Raw genomic sequence first — 22,676 nt, forward strand, 5'->3', positions numbered from 1 at the left:
CACAGCCTAGGTTCACAGATTAAAATTTTTATGCATTGAGATGAAGTGGATTTTTGGCCTCTAAAGTCTGCTTATGCTCCGTTATTTTTCCATTGTGTTGTTTTGTAGTATCTGTTCTTTTTCTTTTTCGCAAGAAATACAGGTGTTCCACGGTGTAATCAAAGATGTGGAAACCGGAGTTAATATCCCTTTTGCAACAGTAGCCTTGTTCAATGGACAAGTATTGACTGATGGTACTTCAACTGACGAAAGTGGACGTTTTTCCATTCGAACGGATAAAAAAATCACTCATATTGTGGTTAGCTTCATTGGGTATGAAATCAAAACGATAATCTTATCTAACCTAAAAGACACCAACGACCTGCAGATTGGCCTTCAACCATCAAATGTGGTATTGAACGAAGTTGTGGTGCAGGCCGAGCAAACGACCACAACTTTGAAAATAGATAGGAAAGTGATCAATTTGGGAGCCGACCTGCAACAAGCGGGCGCGACCGTATTGGAAGCTTTTGACCAAATTGCCGAGATACAGACCGACTTGGGAACAGGCACACTATCACTTCGCGGAAGCAGTAATGTACGTTTACTCGTCAATGGAAAACCTTCTGGACTCAGCCCCGGCGAACTGCTGGACCAATTGCCAGCTGCATCTGTACAAAAGGTCGAAATCATCACTTCACCGTCCGCCAAAAATCAGGCCGACGGCCTATCGGGTATTATCAACATCATTTTAAAAAAGAAAAGGGCAAAAGGGCTTAACCTCAACCTCAACTCTGGCGTGGGAACCAAACGTTATAATTATGGCGTTGAAGGCAACTACAACCACACATCAGTCAATTTTAGGTGGATAGCCTCCCAGGCTGGACGCCAAATGGATAGCGAACAGACCATTGCCCAACGCTATACCAATGGGGATACCCGTAATTTTTTTGCCCCCCATGATTTTAACGGATTGGTACGCAAAATTTCCATGGGTCTAGATTTTTTTATAGACGATAACAACGAACTTTCCTTTGGGTTTGATTACACCAACGATTATCACAGTTTTTTTAACAATACTTTCTACTCTAATGTTACAAACAGAGAAGATTTTGTCTATACCCGTAATTCGTCGCACACCCATCTAACCACCGAACTCAACGCCAACTACCTAAAAAAGTTTGCCAAAGAGGGTCATTTAATAGAAATGGACTACTACATTGCAATGAACGAAAATCTATTGCCCGCTTCAGACTTTGAAGAAGAGGTGTTCTTATTTGAGGAAGAACAACGGAACAAAAATACTCTGCAGCAATTCGCCCTGGACCATACTTTACCCTTGAACGAAAGAGTGACCATGGAAACAGGAATGTTGTGGAATGACCGAAAATTGGAAAGCTTTAACTATTTCCAACTTAACGAAGGTATAGGTGAAAACGAGGTGTTCGATTACAAAGAACAGATATTTGGTGTTTATGGAATGGCTTCGTTGCAATTTGGTGATTTTAATACACAAGCCGGATTGCGGTATGAATACTTTACTTCAAATTCAACCAACACCCTCAATAACGAGACCACAGATTTGGTTTTCAGAAACCTCTATCCTTCACTACACTTTTCATACACACTAAACGAGGAACATACTACCAGCCTTGGCTATAGTAAAAGGGTCTCTAGGCCCAATTTTCACCATATCAATCCCTTTCAGATGGGCAACCAATACTTTCAATGGGAGGCCAATCCAGGGCTCAAACCAGAGTTCAGCGATAATTTTGAAATGAACGTTCAGTACAACAGCAAAGCACTTACTTGGTCTCTGTCCGCCTTCTATAGAAACCGTACCGATGTCATCGTTTGGTTGCAAGAAATCGATACCGAAGGCGTACAGACAATAAGCTTTGACAATCTTGGTAGAAAGCGGTCCTACGGTTTTGAAGGGGATTTGCGTTACACTTTAAAACCTTATTGGAACGCCCAATTGTCCGGGAACTATTACTACACTAAAGTAGAGCAACAAACACAGATTACCTTTGACGACCTTTATGCATCTAGTATCATCTTTAAAAACACTTTTAAGATCTCCAAGAACATCAGTACTGACATTACTTACAGGCATACCCCAAAAAACCAGAACGAGTTTCGGTTCATAGAACCTAGAAATCGATGGGATTGGGCCGTACGGGCCAAGCTTTTGGAAAATAGGCTTGTGGCCAATCTTCGGATTATTGACGTACTCGACAACAATTTGCGGAAAGGAACCCTGATTACAGAGCAGATCACCCAAAATGAGTTATGGAGGTTTCAATCCCAGACCTTTGGGGTGCTTTTCAGCCTTAACTATAAGCTCTTTCAAAACCAAGGAAAGGTCAGAAACAGAAAACAAAGAAATTATGACCATGCTGGGGCTAGGGATTGATTATTTATTTAAAACAGAAACTATGAAAAATAGCACAAAGATTACTTTGTTAGCGTTGCTTGGCGCGATGTTGTCCAGTTGTGGACAGACCTCTTCAAAAGAAGTACAAATAACACCGGAAGAACTCGCTACTTGGCAAACCTTTGATAAGGGCAAAACTACAATCATTGGCAATGAACTTATCGTCGAGGAAATTGAGGGGTCTAACGGATACTTTATGATCAGTCCCAAACTTTTTGAGAAAGATTTCATCCTAAATTATAAAGTGAAGGCATTGTCAGAATCCACAGTGCTCATTAATCTGTTTTCAGTCACCCAAGAAGGAGGTGGCGAAGTTTTTGCACTTCCTGCCAAAACAGCTACTCCACAAGAGGTCTGGCAATGGCGCACCCAAATGAAGCATTATAATCTTACCTTCAACAATCGTTCACACGGTATCAAGCCCTTCTTTTTTAAAAACAACTCCCCCTACTCCCGTGGGTTTTATCAAAACCTCCCTGAAAACGTCATGGAAGTGGGCCACTGGTATGCTGTCGAAATTGGAAAGAAAGCGAACCGACTTTGGTTCAAACTGAACGATACCACTTATTTCGATATCGAAGATTGTAATCCATTTGCAGGAGGGCGTCTCATTTTTAGGATTAGCGGCACCACAGGCGAAAATGTCATCTTTGCAAAAGCCGCCTATAAAGATATTGTGATTTCATACGAATAGCCCGTAACTTACCAACATGGAAAGTCGAAACATATACCAGAAGTTCCTACGGGTAGAGCCTTGGCTGCATATTTTTCTATGGTTGATAGTACTGTTTTATCCGTACCTGAAATATTCGGAAAGAGAGGGTGGGTATATGATGTCCTTTGCGCATGAACTCAATTCCCTGTTTTTTAAAATGACCATTTCGTACTTTCTTTTTTTTTGGTTTTTTCCAAAAATGAATAAAAGGAAATATCTGCCATGCGCCGTATTGGCCTTAATGGCCAATACCGTTGCTTATGAATTCGCTGACCGTTATTTTCATCCAAAGGACACCCACTTTTGGCAGCATTTTTTCACCGATTTGTTAACGTACCTCAGTTTTAGCGTTGTCTTTTTTGCGCTGTATTCGGTCAAGAATATTTACCAGCAACAAATGCAGTTGGATACCCTTTCGCGTGGTAAAAAACAAGCTGAGATAAGTGCCCTGAAGGCACAGATAAATCCGCATTTTCTGTTTAATACCTTGAACACCATTTATGCCAATGCCTTAAAAAATGATGACAAGACTCCGGAGCTCATTCTAAAACTGTCCAATGGATTTCGATATCTTTTTCACGAAGGACAACAAGACAGGGTCTCTTTGAAGCAAGAATTGCAACATCTAACGGAATATATTCAGCTACAACAAGAACGGTTGGCCGATAAGGTCAACGTACAGTTTTCGACTGCCATTAACGACCCAGAAGTTGAAATAGCTCCCTTGCTTTTAATTCCTTTTGTAGAAAATGCTTTTAAATATACCAGTGTGTTAAAGGGCAAAAAGCACCCCATTACTATTAGAATGACCGGTGATGGCCATGATTTTTTATTTTCATGTACCAATCCTTTCGATAACAAGTCCAATATTGACCCCAGTTGGTCAGAAAGCGGTATTGGTATCGTCAATGTAAAAGAGCGATTGCATCTCTTGTACCCTGAAAAACATGATTTAAGGGTTACGGAGGAGGACCATAGTTTTCATATCAACCTATCCATTGTACTATGAGGTGTATCATACTTGAAGACGAAATAGCAGCACAGGAAATTTTGGAAGGTTTCCTTCAAAAGACGCCTTTCACGACCCATTTGGGTACTTATGAAAGCGGATTGGATATTCCTCCCGAAGAAATTCAATCTGCAGATGTCCTTTTCTTGGATGTTCAATTACCCTAGCTGAATGGGCTACAGTTTGTAAAGACCCTTGCTCATCCGCCCAAAATTATCGTAACCACAGCCTTTACCGATTACGCTGTTGAGGCATTTGAGGAAGCAGTAGTCGATTACTTAGTTAAGCCCTTTTCGTACGAGCGGTTCTTTAAGGCAGTAACGCGGATCAGAACGCGACTTTTAAAGCAGGAAAACAAAAAGAACCAGCAATTGTTCCTCTATGCAAATAAGACCATTTATTCCATTGTAGCACAGGACATTTTATACATCAAAGCTGAAGTGGATTATGTGAATATTGTTACCTCAGAAAGGGAAATCTTGATTTTGGATAGCCTTCGCCACTGGAACGAGAAACTTGAAGATTTAGGTTTTGTTCAGATACACCGCTCGTATCTCATAAACATGCAACATATCTCCAAAGTTTACGGTAATCAGGTTTTTATTGGTGATGTGACACTGCCCATAGGGAAGACATTCAAAGAAGAATTTTTGGCGAGGATGCATTGATCATCTCAAATTAGTGAATAATATTGTTTGACTTTTCTGGAGTTGGGAAATGGTGTATTTTAAAAACCATTTGCAAAGTTTAGATAAACGATTGAAAAACACTTTTTTGTTTCAGATGAAATTTTATAAATAACACAAGACATTCAATGTTAAATACATTTAGAAAAAAAAAGAACAATATGCTGACGTTGACGATGCGCATTGGGAGGATATTGAAAAAAAAAGTAAAGAGTGATATCTGGGCGCATTATTATTATTTAGTCTGGTGCTATTTTTTGTTACATTTAGAAAGACACAAAAACCTCCCATGAACACTAACAGCTGGAATTTCCGTTTCTTCGCATCTTACTTTCTGAAACGAAAACTACCTTTATTGCTCTTGTTTTTTTCTTTAACAACAGTAGCCCAAACCAATAAAACGTACCGAATAGGTATTCTTGTTGACAAAATAAACCCAGAGCTATCACCATTGCTCGAAGATTTAAAATCAGAAATAGTTGCGGTAGTGGGAGAAGATGCTGACATACAGTTTCCTCAAGAAAACATTTTGATCAATAATTTCAATCTGACCCTGGCACAACAAAACTATAACGAACTTTTATCCAATGACACTGATATCATACTCGCTTTTGGTATAATCAATAATCAAATCATTAGCCCTATCAAGACGCATCAAAAGCCAACCATTTTGTTCGGGGCTGTAAACAGAGACCTTCATAAGCTCGATTTGACCAATGCAACCTCAGGTATTGAAAACTTTACATATTTGGTAGAGTCGGAATCTTATCAGGAGGATTTGAAAAAATTCAAGGAGCTTACCAATTTTGAAAACGTAGGAATAGTTATAGATGCTCCATTTTTGGAAATTTTGCCGCTTAAGGAGACTTTTGATAGGGAAATTGCTGCTCTCGATTCTGAGTATAAATTGATTCCATTTACCACGGTTCAGGATATTACTTCAAACTTAGATGATATTGATGCTGTATATATTGCAGGAGGGTTTTTCTTAAGTAGGGAAGAGAAAAAGCAATTGGCAGAGTATTTTATTGAAGCCAAGCTTCCCTCTTTTACAGTGAACGGTACTGAAGATGTAATAAATGGTATACTGGCAACATATCAGTCTGATGATAATCTTGATCAATTTTTTAGGCGTATAGCTCTGTCCATTGAAGCCTATGTTTCCGGCACACCCTTATCTGAACTTTCTGTTTACATTGACTACACGCCAAGATTGACCATGAACTACAATACAGCAGAAATTATTGGAGTGCCAATCAAATATAGCCTGGTAGGGCAAACAGATTTTGTTGGAGAGTTCAAAAACGTAGTTTCAGAAAAAGATTATGACCTTTTAACAGCAATCAACGATGCTCTGGATAACAACCTATCCCTAGGGTCCAATAAAAAAGATGTTGAACTGGCATTGCAGGATATAAAAACGGCCAATAGTAATTATCTGCCCAGTTTGACCGCTGCAGGTACGGCCACATACGTTGACCCGGACGCCGCGGAATTAAGTGCAGGTCAAAATCCAGAATTCTCCACAGTAGGGAGTATAACTTTAAACCAAACTTTGTTTTCTGAAGCGGCCAATGCGAACATTTCTATACAAAAGAACCTTCAAAAAGCCCAAGAGGCAAATTTTAACGCAGCAGAACTGGATTTGATTTTTGACGTTTCAAACGCTTATTTCAATGCCCTTATTTTAAAGGTCAATACACAGATTCAATCCAGAAATGTGGACTTAACCAAACGAAACCTGGAAATTGCAAAGCAGAATTTTGAAGCCGGTCAATCAGGAAAGTCAGATATGCTTCGATTTCGAAGTGAAATGGCACAAAACACCCAATCCATGATAGAAGCTGTGAATCAATTGGAACAAGGTTTTTTGGTGCTTAACCAACTACTGAACAATCCGGTGGACTTTGAAATAGATGTAGAAGACGTAGAGTTCAATGAAGGTATTTTTAAACAGTACAATTACGAAGAGTTTTTTGAGCTGTTGGACAATCCAACATTGAGGGAACCATTTATCGATTTCCTAATAGAAGAAGCCAATAAGAATTCTCCTGAGCTACAGTCGTTGAACTATAATCTTCTTGCTACTGAGCGGAACATAAAACTCAATGGTTATGGTAGATTCCTGCCAACTTTGGCGTTGCAGGGTCAATACAGTTCTACGTTTAACAGGTCAGGTGCAGGAAGCACCCCGTCACAGGGCGTTGCGTTAGTTGACAATACATACAATGCGGGTCTAAATTTATCCATCCCAATTGTAAATCAGAATCTATCTAACATCAACCGTCAAACTGCTATAATCCAAAAAGAGCAATTGGAAATCAATAAAAATAATGTAGCGCTGGGGATTGAAGTGAACATTCGAAATTCAATTTATAACCTTATCAATCAAGTCTCCAACATCCAACTTTCAAGAATATCGGAAGAAACGGCACAAGAAGCGTTAGAGCTGACACAAGCCTCGTACTCAAGTGGAGCTGTGAACATTGTGCAACTATTGGATGCGCAGAACAACTTTTTAAATGCGCAATTGGCAAGGGCCAATGCAACCTATAACTATTTGATCAACTCACTTCAGGTAGAACGCTTTTTAGGCACTTACTTCCTATTGAATTCTGAAGAAAAGAATAATGAGTTCAGGCAAAGGTTCTTTGAATATTTAAACACTAGAAATTAACTGACAAAAACACCAAGGGATGAAATTTATATTAAAATTAAGTTTGCTCTGTTTGTTTGCAGGAATGCTGTTATCCTGCGGAGGCGAACAAAAAAAGGAAGAAAAATTCTTGCGACCGGTTAAATTTGAAGAAGTGGGATTTCTGGGTGGAGAGAGAATGAGAACCTTCAGTGGAACTGCGCGCACTGATAAAATCATCAATTTAAGTTTCAGAAGCTCTGGTATTATCACCCAATTTGATATGAGACTTGGGCAAAAAGTAAAAAAAGGACAGTTGCTGGGAAAATTGGATAATGTACAAGCCCGACTGGCTTATGAACAATCCATTACACAATTGAACAGCGCGGCATCACAAATGAACACCAGCAAACTGAATCTGAATAGGATTCGTTCCTTATATGAAAAGGGAAGCACCTCCTTAAGCGATTTTGAGGCCGCAAAGAATTCGTTCAAAAATGCAGAGGAAAGCTACAAATCGGCAAAAAGAGGTGTTGAAATTCAACAAGACCAAATAAACTACGGATACATTTATGCACCAGAGGATGGTATCATTGCATCCATCACCGCAGAGGTGGATGAAAATATTCAAGCAGGCCAGGCCGTGGCCATTCTTAATTCAGGAACCGATATGGAAATTTCATTGGGTCTTCCCGAAAGTGTCATCAATGGAGTACAAGAAGGAATGGAAGTTGCGGTGGATTTTTCTTCGATACCCAACAAAACTTTTAAGGCTAAAGTGACTGAGGTAGCTCCTGCCGTAGATGCCAATACCGCAACATACCCGGTCAGGGCAACCGTTGTAGACCCAAACGAAGCAATTAAAAGCGGGATGGCAGCTAATGTTGCTTTTGACTTTGGAAACCATGAGACCAATGAAAATAAGTTGGTGGTACCGACCCATGCTGTTGGCGAGGACAGTAATGGAAGATTTGTGTTTTTAATTGAGGAAGGTGGTGAAACTGCCAAAGTAAAAAAACAGCCTGTTGAGATTGGTGATTTATCGGCTGACGGTTTTGAAATTACTTCTGGATTGACCAGGGGGCAAAAAATTGCCACAGCTGGCCTGCAGACCCTTTTAGATGGCCAAGAGGTCAAATTACAATAGCCTCCTAACTAAAACCAACCTATGAATTTAGCTAAGTTTTCTATTGAAAAGAACAGGATAACCTTTATGGTGCTGGCAACCATTGTTTTACTTGGAATATCCATGTATTTTGGCTTATCCAGGGACAGTATGCCGCCATACACAGTCCGCGTTGCTACGGTGGTTTCTTCCTTCCCCGGAGCTAGTCCTGAGCGTGTTGAACAATTGGTCACAGATAAAATTGAAAAAGTGGCCCAGGAACTTCCAGAACTCGATGAGGTCACCAGTACATCAAGAACAGGACTTTCTGTTGTTAGTGTTACCTTAAAAGATGAGGTGCCCAAAGGAAAAATGCAGGCCGTTTGGGATCGGTTGCGTAGAAAACTCAATTCCATTGAAGGATTACCCAATGGGGTGAATCCAAGCTTGAACGATGATGGAGTCGGAGACGTATATGGCATTGTAGTAGGCTTAACTTCAGATGGATATTCGTATGCAGAAATGAAAGAATATGCAGATGATATCAAAGATGAGCTTATAAAATTGCCCGACGCTGCCAAAGTGGAATTGGGAGGGGTGCAGGAAGAACGGGTTTTTGTAGAGTTTGATAATACGAGACTCAAAGAATATGGTCTTTCGGCATCCAAGTTACAGCAGAGCATATCCGTCACCAATATACTAAACACAGGAGGTCAGGTTAACGTTGGTGATGAACGGATTATATTGGAACCTACAGGGAATTTTGATTCCGTAGAAGCGATTAGGGATATGTTGATAACGGTCGGTGATGGAACGCAATTGGTAAAACTGGGCGATATTACCACTGTTTCCAAAGGTTATATTGACCCCCCCAAACAAATTGTGAGTATCAATGGCAGGGATGCGATATCACTTCACGTGAACCTGAAGGAAAACAAGAATATCGTGGCACTTGGAGAGGCCGTAAATGGAGTTGTGGATAGTTGGGAAAAGAAACTTCCTGTTGGATTGGAATTGACCCGTGTTTCTTCCTTGGATACCTATATTGATGTAAAGGTAAGTGACTTCATTGTCAACCTCTTACAATCCATTAGCATTGTCTTGCTTGTAATGCTCATTTTTCTTGGGTTCCGTACAGGGTTTGTAATTGCCAGTCTTATCCCAATTGTGACCATAATGACATTGATGATCATGGGCCTAATGAATATAGGGCTTAATCAGGTTACTCTAGCCGCCTTAATCATGGCCCTGGGTATGTTGGTAGATAATGCTATTGTTGTTGCTGAAACCATCATGGTAAAGTTGGAACAGGGAATTGAAAAGAAGAAAGCAGCTATAGAGGCATTTTCGGAATTATGGATGCCCTTGCTGATATCAACACTGACCACTTCTGCAGCCTTTTTGGCCTTTTATTTATCACCCACCGTAATGGGGGATATCGTTGGGCCAATTTTCGTGGTGATTACCATTGCGCTAACATCATCTTGGATTATTGCGCTTACAGTGATTACCATGTTTTGTTATCTATTCTTAAAAGTTGCCCCTAAAGGAGAGAAAAAAACAAGCTTGGTTGACAGAATAATCAATGCTTGCAAAAATTATTATAAAAACTTAATTCTGATGGCCTTGGCAAATAAGTACAAGGTCATCATTGCTATATTCATTGCGTTTTTCGTATCACTATACGGTTTTACAAAGATTCCATTCATCTTTTTCCCTGATAGTGATCGAAATATGATTACCATAGATATCAATCTACCAGAGGGCAACAAGATTGAACGCACAACCGAAGTGGTTCAAAAGATTGAGCAATTTATGAACGATTCGCTCAGGACAAATACCAATAGAAGCTTGGGTATTGTTGATTGGTCCTCCTACATTGGTGAAGGACCTGAATCCTATGACCTTGGATACTCGCCAGATGAAGCTAACTCCAACTATGCACATATTTTAGTGAATACCTCCTCATTCAATGAAAATGTTCCAATGATCACCAAATTGGACAAATTTACCTTTAACAATTTTCCAAATGCGGACATAAAGGTAGGAGCCTTAGGAGCTGGAGGAGGTGGCACCCCTATTGAAATTAAAGTTTCGGGAAGTGATCCGGACGAATTATCAAAAATTTCAGAACGGGTTAAATTGAAACTGGCAACTATTGCCGGGACCAAAAATGTGAAGGACGATTGGGGCCCAAAAAGCAAAAAATTTCTGATTGAGATAGATCAGAATAGGGCGCAAACTGCAGGGGTAAGCAGCGAGGATATCGCAACATCGCTCCAAACAGTTTTGGACGGATTTCAGACAGGGGAATATAGGGAAGATGACAAATCCATACCGATTATTATGCGAAGTGACGCCTCACAACAGCAATCTTTGGCATCATTGGAGACCTTGAACGTATATTCGCAAAATTCTGGAAAGACAGTGCCTTTGCTACAGGTGGCATCCATCGTTCCAGCATGGCAATACTCCAAGATAAAACGGCTAGACTTACTAAGAACGATTAATATAAGTAGTGAACTACGTGAAGGTGCCAATGCCTCTGCGATTATAGCAGAAATTACTCCCTGGTTGGAGCAAGAGTCGGCCAATTGGTCCAATAGTTATAGCTACAAGTTTGGAGGAGATGCTGAAAGTACCGCGGAAAGTATGGGTTCGGTAATAGGTTATCTACCCATTTCTGCCTTTATTATTGTATTACTGTTAATTATCCAGTTCAATTCGGTTAGGAAAATGACCATGGTTGTTCTTACCATTCCATTGGCTATAATAGGAGTAGTTATTGGTTTACTAGTATTTCAGGAAGCCTTTGGTTTCATGCCATTTTTAGGTGTTATTTCTTTGGCAGGAATTGTAATTAACAATGCCATTGTACTTATTGACAGAATGGAAATTGAACAACGGGATTTGGGCCGAAGCGAACAGGATGCCGTTATAGGAGCTTGTCTACAACGCTTCAGGCCAATTTTGTTGGCTACTTTCACAACGGTACTGGGATTGATTCCACTTTATTTAAGCGGTGGTGAAATGTGGGAAGGTATGGCGGTCAGTATTATGATCGGTCTGTTGTTTGGAACAATTATTACCCTTCTGTTCATACCAGCATTGTATAGCGCTCTCTTTAAAGTTAGTTATAAGGAATACAAGTTTAATGAGGCGTTATTAGATGAGTAATCCATTTACTATGGGGCATAATTTGAAACGCTACCTGAATCTACTATGGCAATCCATTGTCTTTTGGAGTGTGGCCCTGGCTTGTTTTGCGATAATTCGTTATTTCGGGTTGGAAGATGAAGACGGAATTACCGTAATCGATGATATCGCAGGAACAAAAGGTTTTTTAAAACCTTTGGCGTCCTTTAGTGCTATGGGAGGTGTATTGGGCATTCTATATGCTTCCATTGATTTTTTATTTGACAAACTGATTTCAAAACGATTAAGTCTAGGTCTTATGTTGGTTACAAAGACCTTTATAGAATTTGTTTTCACAATTGCGGTCCTTACCCTTACTGCAACAATAGTTTCTAAGGTGTTCACTTTTGTTGATTTTAACGTTGAACCGGGTTGGTGGCTAAGGGAGAAGATGGTCTGGGGATTGCTTTTTTACCTGTTGATTTCATCCCTTGTTTTTTCCATTATAAAAATAGCGGTCCAACGGTTTGGGAGGGGCGTTTTTCTAAAAATGTTAAGAGGCGCCTATAGTAATCCCAAGGAAGAAGAACGAATATTTATGTTTCTTGACCTAAAAGACTCTACCACAATAGCGGAACGGCTGGGTCACCATAAGTACAGCCAGTTTATACAAGATTGTTTTTTCGACCTTAATGAAGTGGTGCTTAAATACGAAGCTGAGATTTATCAATATGTCGGAGACGAAGCTGTTTTAAGCTGGTCCTACAAAAGAGGATTGTTTAATAGCAATTGTATTGAAGTTTTCTTTGCATTTGAAGTAAAGCGAGCATCAAGAAACGCTCATTATTTGGAAAAATATGGAGTCTTTCCTGAGTTTAAAGCTGGAATGCATGGGGGTATTCTAATGGCAGCCGAAGTAGGTTTTATAAGAAAAGAATTGGCATACCATGGGGACGTTATTAATACATCGGCACGTATTCAAGCTGAGTGCAACAAACACAATGTAAACTTCCTATTGTCGGAAAAGCTGTTGAACGATTTAGGAGTGAAAAAATCTTTTTCATCCAAACCAATTGGCGATGTATTGTTAAAAGGAAAACAGAAAGAAATTAAGATTTACTCCATTGCGCATTATGACCAACAGATTGTATAAATATCGATTTGAGATTTTCTTTTTTAGTCAGATTACAATTCTCTTTGGCTCCCTGATTTTCCCTCCTGTGTTTTTCGAAACTATTTTGGCTCCATTACTTTTTGTCATAAACTTGGCTGCGGGAATTATCTTGATTTCCAAAAGAAAAAAATTAATGTGGTTTTTCACAGTGCTTTTAGCAGTCACGCTTTTCGCATTTGGTTCAACTTTGCAGGAGAAACATGAAACCAAGGTTTATGATTATTTGCAAATGGCAGCTTTCTTCTTGTTTTATATTGCCGTGACCATTGAAATAATCACCCAAGTGTGGTCCATAAAAAAGGTCAATAAGAATGTGATTTTAGGTTTGATCAGTGGGTATATCTCATTAGGACTTTTGGGGTTCTTTATTTGCCTTAGCATTGAGATGACCTATCCAGAATCCTTTCAAGGGTTGTTTCTTATTGAAACTGGGCCTGAACAACTTACCGAAAGACTTCTTTATTATAGTTTCATAACCCTGCTCACCATTGGTTACGGAGATATATTGCCGATAACCTCCCTTGCCCAAAAAGCAGCTATATTAATTGGATTGATGGGACAATTTTATCTGGTGATTATTACTGCAGCAGTGGTTGGTAAATATATCAACCAATTCAAAAAGTAAGAATCTTAGAGTCTCGTAAAAGGCTAGAAAGAAGTATTTTATTTACTATCAACAGCCTTTGATTGCTTTATTCTCTGATTTAGTCTATATCTAAAGTATGTGAACAAGCACATCACTAGCACGTCTGCGATAAGAACATAAATGTACTTAGGTAAACATTTTGGCAACCGTACTATTGACATTCCATAAACTTCGCAATAACTTTAAGGTATTCTATTTCTGTTGTTTTATACCCGTACCTGGATAGAAATCTGGGTAACTTTGGGCATTTGGGGTCCTTGGGTGCCTTTGTCTTTACCATGTTGGCGAAGACATCTATTGGCATTGAGTTGGGTAAATTGAGGTATAAAAAGAAGAGTATAAACCAACCGTTTTTCAAATAGCTGATAGAGATGGAAAAATACTTTATGATTTTGAAGAATCGAAATCTCATTCAAGATTCGGATTTTTAATTTCTTTCGGATTAGGAATTTTCGGAATTGGATTATGGTTGAGACATAAATACTGGAAAAAGCCTGCTCACAACAAGGTGTATAAAACATAGCTAATAAGTGCTAAACCGAAAGGTTGGTGTTTATTTGCGATGACCGCCAAATTTTTAAATTTGGCTTTTAGGATAGAAAAATTAAAAACAAAACATAAAAATTCGGCTCTGTGTTAATCCGAAAAGTTAGCGCCTTTTTACACGCTACGTTTCATACACAATACCGTTGACGGCAATGTCCCTTTGGGCACACAAAATCGCGTAAAAATTACGCTTTCCTTTTGCTCATCACCGTCAATGGGCTTTGTACATCCAGCCTCAGAACTAAGGCCCTTTACCACTATATTTACCACATAAGACTAGCAAAAGGCACAGCCATCAACTATATTTATACCTCATGAGGCGTGATGATGGCTGACCCGTGAGGCACGCCTCACGACGCCATAAACAAAGCCCATTGTAGCCAATTAAAACCAAGCAATCGGAAAATGAAAATATTTGAAACCGAAAGATTAATTATTAAAAGTTTAGAAAAAGTGGATAAGACATATTTTGCTGAACTTTTTACTGACCCAAAAATTTTGGAACTTATACCTCAAAAAGCATTTACACAAGACCAAATAACAGATAGATTTAACAAAAGCCTGAATTTGGAATTGAGTGATTTAAAAGACCAAAAACGTGCTTGCGGAATATATGAAAAAGGGAAATCTGAAATGATTGGACTTGCTCTATTTCTAATTAACGAAGATGGAGAAAAGGAGTTAGGATACCGATTTCGAGCGAATTTTTGGGGAAAAGGATACGGAACAGAAACTACGAAAGGGATGTTGGAATATTATTTTCAAGAAATGAACGTAGATAAAGTTATGGCTGATGTGAATATTGCGAATATTGGTTCGGTTAAAATTTTAAATAAATTTATGGAACCTGTGAGTGAATTTTATAACGAAAGAGATAATTGTACAGATAGAAGATATGAACTCGAAAAAAATAACTGGCTACAACAACGTGTATAATTAATGGCTATTTTTAGCCTACTTCTGAAAATCCTTGCGGATTTTCAGCTTGGTGTGTACTTGCAAAGTTAAATACTAAACCACGCAACTACTCATAGCCGAGACCGTTGACGGCAATGTCCCTTTGGGCACACAAAATCGCGTAAAAATTACGCTTTCCTTTTGCTCATCACCGTCAATGGGCTTTGTACATCCAGCCTCAGAACTAAGGCCCTTTACCACTATATTTACCACATAAAACTAGCAAAAGGCACAGCCATCAACTATATTTATACCTCATGAGGCGTGATGATGGCTGACCCGTGAGGCACGCCTCACGACGCCATAAACAAAGCCCATTATCTGCAATTATGAGAAACCTAAATAAAATGAATTATCCATTGCTGATTACCTTACTGATTTTGGTTGTCAATTGCAGAGGGCAGCAATCAGATGAACTAACTGAATTGAAATCCATTATTGCATCCGAATCATACCCCAATATTGATGGAGTGCTTATTTCTCAAAATGACAGCTTAATTTTTGAAGAGTATTTTAATGGATTTGAAAGAGACAGTCTGCACGATACTCGCTCTTCATTTAAATCAGTTACAAGTTTACTCGCTGGTATAGCTATTGACAAAGGACTCTTTACTGTCAATGACGAAATAGGAAAATTCATACTGGAATGGAAAAACGACCCAAGAGGAAAGATTACAGTAAAAGATCTGTTAGAAATGAAATCAGGACTTAACTGTGAATGCTTTTTTGAAATTGGCCCCTGCTGTGAAGAAGAAATGTGGGATACAGATAATTGGTTGGCCTATATTCTTGAAATCCCACTTGAACATGAGCCAGGATTGAATTGGGCATACACATCTATCGAGCCAGAACTTATTGGTGAAATAATTCACAGAACAAGTAATATGCCTTTGATAGATTTTGCTGAAAAATACCTGTTTGGAGCATTGGGTATTACAGAATATATGTGGCAATTTTCTCCTGAAGGCAGAGGTTATGCAGCAGGCAGCTTTAATATCAAACCACTAGACATGTTGAAAATCACGCAATTGGTTTTGGACAAAGGAAATTACGAAGGACTTCAAGTTGTTAGTGAGAAGTGGATAAATGAATCGACAAATTGCATGACTGATGTGGACATGTCTTTTGTACGGTATGCTCGAACTCAAAATGCCAAATATGCTTCGGCTCAGTACGGCTTTATGTGGTATCGCGAGCTTTTGCAATATGATAGCGTTAAAACTGAGGTCTTGTTTGCATCCGGTAACGGTGGACAATATATGATGGTGTTAGAAGACTATGATGCTGCAATTGTCTTCACAGGGAGCAACTATGGCAACTGGAGAGGTAAATTGCCATTTGATATTTTATTGAAGTATTTGATTCCAATATTAGAAGACTAAAATTGAAAAAGCAGATAACACTGTATATGAAATCATAGCACCCTGCGGGATGCTACGCTTCATATACTAACCGTTGTGTGGTAATTAACCCCAGGTTTATTTATACTTCACCAGAGCAAAATTTTAAAGTTCAATTCCCCATGCCTATTTTTAAACTTATCTAAAGTTCACAGTTAGGGTTATTGTAATGATACAAAACGGTGGGATTTGTAAACTTGTAGTACCCCTCAAAAGGCGAATTAACGAAACTACTAAAAGAGACCAGGTTTGGGATTCTCTAAATAAAAGACTTAGGCTTCTAGTATAGTGATTGGTAAAATGGCAGTTTTGTAGGATGAGCAAAACTATTGGTAGCAGAATCCATCAAATTTACTTGCCTCATTTTCTTCACTGAACTGCTATAACTTGGAAATATAAACAATGCCTGAAACAATATTATTGTTTATATCCACGCCATTAAACTGCCCTTCTACTCCCTTACTTTTGTTAACAAAATCCATGGCGTTGATGTAAATCGATGTTTTTTGAAGATGGAACATTCCAGAAACCGAAAAGTCTAAGTTGAGGATCTGCCCTTTGTTTAGCGCAAGAACCTTGTCATCTTCTATGATTACGGAGTCATTTAAACTTACAATATTATAATGGTGTTTTTCAATCTTTAGGTTGATACCATAATTTTCTCCTTCTACGTTAAAGTTAAAAGCATAATCCCCGGCTGACTTTGTTAAAACTTGGGCATAAGGACTTTTTTTGGAAAACATAAGTGGGTTTTTCCTAATGTTGCTCTCCACCACCAACCTGACCTTGTTTAATTCTTGGCAAATTATAGGGTCAAATGATTTGTCATTTACTTCTTCCTCAATTTCTGCTTTGGCGTCGAATTTTTTTAAAATCATCTTTCCAGCAATTGCCCTGTCGTATTTATCAAATCCAGAATAGGTCCCTATCAGATAATGCCGTTCATTAGGAGATGACTTGCCTATAAAGAAAATGAACTTTGCCCCCTCACTTTTCTTGTTGCCCACGAAATATTTTGTGTCAAAATGGGCGAAATCTTCACTTTGGCTTATAGTTCCGTAAAAGGTATACACGCCCTTTGCTTCATTTTCGTCAACATATACATATATCATTTCCACCGTCTTCCAATCATTATAAACGATTACCTGACCTTTGTTCATCTTGTTGTCTTCACCAAAATAATAGCACACGTAATAATGGTCAATTATACTACCCCTCTTATTAAGTAGGTCAAATTGTTTGTCTCGCTGTTTTGGCGTGAACGAATCACTTTCAATGAATTCAATCACATCTTTATATCCCAAATAGTTAAAAAAGAGTGACCTATATTCTCTACTGATCTTGATAACTGGTTTACCGGAAGATGATTCCCTAAGCTTGTTATATAAGTACTTTCCGTTTACATATCCTCTAAGAACCAATTCCAAATCGTTTTTTAGATTGGCCTTTTCCGTGTCATAGCTTCCAAAACCATATAGTTGGGAATCTTTGTACTTCCCTTCTATTTTATGAGATTCCTTGAAATGTATTATCACACTATTTATGAGCATGGTGAATACCTGCTTAGTTAGGAGCAACGTCTCGTTATCATGCCCTTTTAAAATATTTTCCATTATTTTCCTATTTATTAAAATGGAATTACTAAAATAAAAATTATAATTAGGAAAAAAAATTTAGGAAAATTGACCTGTCTATATTTAGACAACTAATTTATAACCAGATAACTCATGCTACGATCAGTTTTATTGCTTATAATCCTTTTGCCTTTTTGTTCTTTCTCACAGAACATTGAGGTTAGCGGAAATGTTCAGTCTACGGAAGGCCCTCTCTTGGGAGTTTCCGTAATTGAGCAAGGAACAACCAATGGCACCACTACAGATTTTAAAGGGAATTATGCCATAAGAGTCAATTCCGGAGCTACTCTCGTGTTCTCCTATCTTGGATTTAAAACTCAAGAAATTACAGCTGACGGCAATTCTTTAAACGTAACTTTAGAAGAAGATGCTTCCCAATTGGAAGAAGTTGTTGTAAAAGGATTTGATAATGTAGTTGGTAGAGCAAGACGACGTGCCGAGTCCGTGCAATCCATTCCTGAATCTGTTGTTACATTCACTGCACAGGCAATTGAAACAAAAGGTGTAAACAATATACAAACCTTTGCAGATCAGATTCCGAACGTAAATTTTACGACTTCTCAGAACATTGGAAATAATTTTATAACCGTCCGAGGAATTTCACATATACGTAATGGTGAGTCTCCCATTGCTTTTGTAATTGATGGGGTTACGCTGCCTGATGCCAATTTAATCAACCAAGAATTGTTTGATTTGGCTTTGATCGAAATTGTCAAAGGACCTCAGGGAGCACTTTATGGTAGAAACGCCATTGCAGGTGCAATCAACATCGTTACTAATGAGCCTACCAATACATCCCGAAATAAAATTCAATTTGGGTATGCTAACGGAAACCTTTTACAAGCACAATTGTCATCAACCGGGCCATTAATAAAAGATAAACTTTTCTATAGGGTTTCAGGATCATATAAAAAGGGTGATGGTTTATTGAACAATGTCACATTAAATACCGAACCTGATTTTGTTGAGGATTTATCCATTAGAGGACAGTTAAAGGCCGTTTTATCTTCCAATACCACGGCGACACTTACGGGTCAATTTATAGATGCTGAAGCTGGTGCAGTATATTATGCCTCGCCAACAACGGGCAATCCAACCATTAATCCAGATGATTTTGACAATCTTGCTATTCAAGCAGATCAATTTGGGCGTTCTACGCTTGATGCCATCTACGGAAACCTAAAGTTCGATTTTAATCTTGGTAATGTTAGACTTACTTCCTCTTCCTCATATAATAAAGGAGAACGTAACCATATAGGTGATCTTGATTTTACGCCAGCCGACGTTTTACGACAAATTCAAGATAGCAACACAGAAACAATCAATCAGGAATTTCGACTGAGTTCCACTGCCACTGATAGCAAGGTTAACTGGGATCTAGGTGCTTTTTATCAAAAATTGGATAAAGAACTAATTACAGATGCCACTGCCGATTTTGGTTTTTTTGCAGCACCCTTTCAACCAACAGGCACACAATCCAGATTAGCCATTGGAAACTTTACAAATACCTATAGTACTATTGCAGCGTTCGGGTTTTTAGACTTCCAAGTAACCAACCGATTGACATTATCTGCAGGGCTTCGATATGATCGGGATAACATTAAACAAGACAACGTTACAGAAAATACCAATCCCGAAAAAACAGATACACAATTGCAACCCAAACTTTCATTGGCCCTAAAAGCAACTGAAGATATGCTCCTATATGCCAACTATGGTCGTGGATATAGAACCGGAGGTTTTAACCAAGGAAATACGGTACGATATAATTCAGATTTTGAGGCGGAAACCACCGATAATTATGAAATTGGAATGAAAAATAGCCTATGGGACGGCCGCTTTATACTGAACCTCTCTGGATACTACATTGATTTCAGTAACCAGCAGTTATACGCTCTTGTACTTGATGGTGGGAACGGGAATATTCTCATTGGTAATTTCAATGTTCCAGAAAGTGAGTCGGTCGGGTTTGAAGCGGACCTAAAGCTAAGAGCCACAAATTGGTTGGATATCCTTGGCAGTTACGGAGTAAGTAAGGCTAGAATAACTGAAGGTACTTCTACGGTTAGCACAGGGGCCAATGAAACTATAAATGTCTCTGGAAACAACACTCCTCTGGTACCTCAGGATAGCTATAGTTTTGGTTTGGAGTCCAACTTTGACATTTCACGGAATGTTTCATTTAATGGGAATATAAACTTGGAAGGAACTGGAGAAATTTATTGGCACGAAGATAATGTCGCAGTATCATCAGGCTACAATCTTTTGAATGCCAGGATTGGTCTTACTTTCGATGAATTTTCAATCAACCTTTGGGGTACCAACCTAACCGATACCGAATACATTACCGAGTTTTTTGCACAGACATTTTCCAATGGTGGTTCTGACCTAGCATGGCTTGGACAGCCTGCCACCTATGGGGTTAGTGTGGCATACAAGTTCTAATGCTTGTTCATAACAGCACTATTTTGAGTTAGTTTAAGTGATCCATTGCAAATGCAAAGCCACTAATAAAACACCTTAGTGGCTTTCTTTAAAATTTATTAATAATACTATGAGAGTCGCAACAGATATTGGCGGGACTTTTACAGACCTGGTATGCTTGGAATTTGACAAGAAAACGGGCAGGCCGACTGGTGTAAAAGTCGCAAAATCGGATACCACACCTTCCAATTTTGAACAGGGTATACTAGATACCATCGAAAAAGGAAATGTAGATTTAAAAGAGATTGAATTCTTTGCACATGGCACCACCGTTGTCATCAATGCACTTACCGAACGTAAGGGTGCAAAAACGGCTTTGATAACCACAAAAGGGTTTCGGGATGTACTGGAAATAGCACGATGTAATAGGCCCGATTTGTTCAACTTCAACTTTATAAAACAACCTCCTTTTGTACCCAGGTATTTAAGGTTTGAGGTAGAGGAACGAATGAATTACAAGGGTGAGGTAATCAAAGAATTAAACATGGCGACGCTCAAGGCCATCCTAAAAACCTGTAAAGAAGAAAACGTTGAATCCATTGCCGTATGCCTTTTACATGCATATAAAAATCCAGAGCACGAAATAAAGCTTGTTCAAGAATTGTCCAAACTGGTCAATAATATAGAAATAATCGCATCTCATCAGGTGACCAGGGAATGGCGTGAATATGAACGAACAAGTTCAACAGTATTGTCCGGCTATGTTTTACCCATTGCCAAAAAATATTTGAATCAGCTCAAAGAAAAATTAAAACTTAAAGGACTCCGTGATTCCCCTTACATCATGCAATCAAATGGAGGCATTACTACCTTGAATGATGTAAAGAGTAATCCGATTACCATGGTAGAATCTGGTCCTGCTAGTGGTGTTTTTGGAGCGATAGCCTTAGGAAGGGTCATTGGAAAAAAGAACTTGATTGTTTTGGATATTGGCGGGACCACCGCCAAATGTGCTTTAGTTGAAAATGGCCAGGTAAAAATTACCACCAACTATAAGATAGAACATTCAAGGACAGAGGCTGGATACCCCATTCAAACACCCGTAATCGATATTGTTGAGATTGGAAATGGAGGCGGAAGTATTGCTTGGATAGATGAAGGAGGAAAAATGCATGTTGGACCTAAAAGTGCAGGTGCAATGCCGGGGCCTGCCGCTTACGGTCGTGGCGGAAAAAATCTGACTACTACGGACGCCAATATTATCACTGGGCGCATACATCCCGATTATTTTTTGGGAGGGGAGTTACAACCTGATTACTCAAGTATCGAAACAGCCGCCAAACCTCTATGCGAATCATTAAATGCATCAAAAGAAGACATTGCAAAAGGCATTCTGCGAATTGCCAATTCCAATATGGTAAATGCATTAAAGCTTATTTCCGTAAACAAAGGCCATGACCCCCGAGATTTTACCATGGTTGTCATTGGAGGTGGGGGCTCAATGCATGGGGTGGATCTCGCTAGGGAACTTCAAGTAGCCGAACTGATTGTCCCTCCGCACGCGGGTGTATTCTCTGCTTTTGGAATGCTCATGTCGGATATACGAAGAGACTTTATCAGAACCAATGTGATAACCCTGGAATTAAAACAAAGGACCATTATCCAATCAACCTTCGCAGAAATGGAAAATGAAGCCATTAAAAATTTCAAATTGGATGGCTATACAAAAGACGATATCAAGTTTACTTATTATACCGATTTGCGTTATGCTGGTCAAGAACACTATGTAAAAGTGCTGTTGTCCAACTTTGACGACCATACTCCTTTGGATACCATAATCGAATATTTCCATAAAGAACATAAAAAGCATTATTCTTTTGAACTGGATGCCACTGTTGAATTGGTGAACTTTCATTTGGTGGCCGAAGTGGTAGTTGACAAACCAGACTTTCCAAAATTGGAGACCCTTGGTAAAAAAGTAGAGGATGCACGCTTTGACACCAGAGAGGTTGATTTTGACGATTTGGGAATTCATCAAACCACATTTTACCACAGAAATCTGTTAGAGCCAAAAATGAGCATCAAGGGACCAGCTGTAATTGCCGAAAAGGCAACCACCACTTTAGTTACTCCCTTGCACATAATGAATGTTGATGAATATGGTAACCTAATTCTAACCTTACAAAAAGTCTAG

The 22,676-nt window shown here is 39.0% G+C and carries 15 protein-coding genes; 14 read left to right on the forward strand and 1 reads right to left on the reverse strand.

Annotation, left to right across the window (positions count from 1 at the left end; translation table 11 throughout):
- Positions 1 to 73: 73 nt before the first annotated feature.
- From LV704_RS05560 to LV704_RS05615, 12 genes are all read left to right on the forward strand, one after another.
- On the forward strand, positions 74 to 2,395 hold the full coding sequence (locus tag LV704_RS05560) for an outer membrane beta-barrel family protein (protein ID WP_163421335.1): 2,322 nt from the start codon (positions 74 to 76) through the stop codon (positions 2,393 to 2,395).
- Positions 2,396 to 2,417: 22 nt separating this feature from the next.
- Complete coding sequence (locus LV704_RS05565) at positions 2,418 to 3,110, forward strand: hypothetical protein (RefSeq protein WP_163421334.1); 693 nt, start codon at positions 2,418 to 2,420, stop codon at positions 3,108 to 3,110.
- A gap of 220 nt (positions 3,111 to 3,330) precedes the next feature.
- Positions 3,331 to 4,140, forward strand: coding sequence for a sensor histidine kinase (locus LV704_RS05570; RefSeq protein ID WP_163421333.1), 810 nt, complete (start codon positions 3,331 to 3,333; stop codon positions 4,138 to 4,140).
- Positions 4,137 to 4,307, forward strand: coding sequence for a hypothetical protein (locus LV704_RS05575; RefSeq protein ID WP_163421332.1), 171 nt, complete (start codon positions 4,137 to 4,139; stop codon positions 4,305 to 4,307). Before LV704_RS05570 ends, LV704_RS05575 begins: the two co-directional genes overlap by 4 nt.
- Positions 4,308 to 4,511: 204 nt before the next feature.
- The gene (locus LV704_RS05580; RefSeq protein ID WP_163421331.1) at positions 4,512 to 4,808 is read left to right on the forward strand and encodes a LytTR family DNA-binding domain-containing protein; all 297 of its coding nucleotides are present in this window, start codon (positions 4,512 to 4,514) and stop codon (positions 4,806 to 4,808) included.
- 307 nt (positions 4,809 to 5,115) lie between these two features.
- Positions 5,116 to 7,503 carry a TolC family protein gene (locus LV704_RS05585; RefSeq protein ID WP_163421330.1) on the forward strand — a complete coding sequence of 796 codons (2,388 nt, stop codon included), beginning with the start codon at positions 5,116 to 5,118 and terminating at the stop codon, positions 7,501 to 7,503.
- 19 nt (positions 7,504 to 7,522) lie between these two features.
- Positions 7,523 to 8,608 (forward strand): efflux RND transporter periplasmic adaptor subunit, encoded by a 1,086-nt coding sequence (locus tag LV704_RS05590; protein ID WP_233782151.1) that lies wholly within the window; start codon positions 7,523 to 7,525, stop codon positions 8,606 to 8,608.
- Between the two features lie 21 nt (positions 8,609 to 8,629).
- Positions 8,630 to 11,743: an efflux RND transporter permease subunit gene (locus tag LV704_RS05595; protein ID WP_163421329.1), complete on the forward strand. Its 3,114-nt coding sequence runs from the start codon at positions 8,630 to 8,632 to the stop codon at positions 11,741 to 11,743.
- Positions 11,744 to 11,753: 10 nt separating this feature from the next.
- Positions 11,754 to 12,854: an adenylate/guanylate cyclase domain-containing protein gene (locus LV704_RS05600; RefSeq protein WP_163421328.1), complete on the forward strand. Its 1,101-nt coding sequence runs from the start codon at positions 11,754 to 11,756 to the stop codon at positions 12,852 to 12,854.
- A complete protein-coding gene (locus LV704_RS05605) occupies positions 12,835 to 13,500 on the forward strand; it encodes a two pore domain potassium channel family protein (protein ID WP_163421327.1) in 666 nt (221 codons plus the stop codon). Before LV704_RS05600 ends, LV704_RS05605 begins: the two co-directional genes overlap by 20 nt.
- A 972-nt stretch (positions 13,501 to 14,472) precedes the next feature.
- Positions 14,473 to 15,003 carry a GNAT family N-acetyltransferase gene (locus LV704_RS05610; protein WP_163421326.1) on the forward strand — a complete coding sequence of 177 codons (531 nt, stop codon included), beginning with the start codon at positions 14,473 to 14,475 and terminating at the stop codon, positions 15,001 to 15,003.
- A gap of 350 nt (positions 15,004 to 15,353) precedes the next feature.
- Positions 15,354 to 16,406 carry a serine hydrolase gene (locus LV704_RS05615; RefSeq protein WP_163421325.1) on the forward strand — a complete coding sequence of 351 codons (1,053 nt, stop codon included), beginning with the start codon at positions 15,354 to 15,356 and terminating at the stop codon, positions 16,404 to 16,406.
- 398 nt (positions 16,407 to 16,804) lie between these two features.
- On the opposite strand, the gene LV704_RS05620 is transcribed toward LV704_RS05615, so the two are convergent.
- The gene (locus LV704_RS05620; RefSeq protein ID WP_163421324.1) at positions 16,805 to 18,037 is read right to left on the reverse strand and encodes a hypothetical protein; all 1,233 of its coding nucleotides are present in this window, start codon (positions 18,035 to 18,037) and stop codon (positions 16,805 to 16,807) included.
- A gap of 114 nt (positions 18,038 to 18,151) precedes the next feature.
- On the opposite strand from LV704_RS05620, the gene LV704_RS05625 reads away from it, so the two are divergent.
- Together LV704_RS05625 and LV704_RS05630 are read left to right on the forward strand one after the other, a co-directional pair.
- Positions 18,152 to 20,503, forward strand: a complete 2,352-nt coding sequence (locus LV704_RS05625; protein WP_163421323.1) for a TonB-dependent receptor — start codon at positions 18,152 to 18,154, stop codon at positions 20,501 to 20,503.
- 109 nt (positions 20,504 to 20,612) lie between these two features.
- Positions 20,613 to 22,676, forward strand: a complete 2,064-nt coding sequence (locus tag LV704_RS05630; RefSeq protein WP_163421322.1) for a hydantoinase/oxoprolinase family protein — start codon at positions 20,613 to 20,615, stop codon at positions 22,674 to 22,676.

It is taken from the genome of Flagellimonas sp. CMM7 (assembly GCF_021390195.1).
Classification (GTDB): domain Bacteria; phylum Bacteroidota; class Bacteroidia; order Flavobacteriales; family Flavobacteriaceae; genus Flagellimonas.

Bases quoted from the DNA above. Each gene is read 5' to 3' on its own strand.
- LV704_RS05630 (WP_163421322.1), top strand. From the start codon at position 20,613: ATGAGAGTCGCAACAGATATTGGCGGGACTTTTACAGACCTGGTATGC.
- LV704_RS05620 (WP_163421324.1), bottom strand. From the start codon at position 18,037: ATGGAAAATATTTTAAAAGGGCATGATAACGAGACGTTGCTCCTAACT.
- LV704_RS05595 (WP_163421329.1), top strand. From the start codon at position 8,630: ATGAATTTAGCTAAGTTTTCTATTGAAAAGAACAGGATAACCTTTATG.
- LV704_RS05610 (WP_163421326.1), top strand. From the start codon at position 14,473: ATGAAAATATTTGAAACCGAAAGATTAATTATTAAAAGTTTAGAAAAA.
- LV704_RS05575 (WP_163421332.1), top strand. From the start codon at position 4,137: ATGAGGTGTATCATACTTGAAGACGAAATAGCAGCACAGGAAATTTTG.
- LV704_RS05600 (WP_163421328.1), top strand. From the start codon at position 11,754: ATGGGGCATAATTTGAAACGCTACCTGAATCTACTATGGCAATCCATT.
- LV704_RS05565 (WP_163421334.1), top strand. From the start codon at position 2,418: ATGAAAAATAGCACAAAGATTACTTTGTTAGCGTTGCTTGGCGCGATG.
- LV704_RS05625 (WP_163421323.1), top strand. From the start codon at position 18,152: ATGCTACGATCAGTTTTATTGCTTATAATCCTTTTGCCTTTTTGTTCT.
- LV704_RS05605 (WP_163421327.1), top strand. From the start codon at position 12,835: ATGACCAACAGATTGTATAAATATCGATTTGAGATTTTCTTTTTTAGT.
- LV704_RS05570 (WP_163421333.1), top strand. From the start codon at position 3,331: ATGAATAAAAGGAAATATCTGCCATGCGCCGTATTGGCCTTAATGGCC.
- LV704_RS05590 (WP_233782151.1), top strand. From the start codon at position 7,523: ATGAAATTTATATTAAAATTAAGTTTGCTCTGTTTGTTTGCAGGAATG.
- LV704_RS05615 (WP_163421325.1), top strand. From the start codon at position 15,354: ATGAGAAACCTAAATAAAATGAATTATCCATTGCTGATTACCTTACTG.
- LV704_RS05585 (WP_163421330.1), top strand. From the start codon at position 5,116: ATGAACACTAACAGCTGGAATTTCCGTTTCTTCGCATCTTACTTTCTG.
- LV704_RS05560 (WP_163421335.1), top strand. From the start codon at position 74: ATGCTCCGTTATTTTTCCATTGTGTTGTTTTGTAGTATCTGTTCTTTT.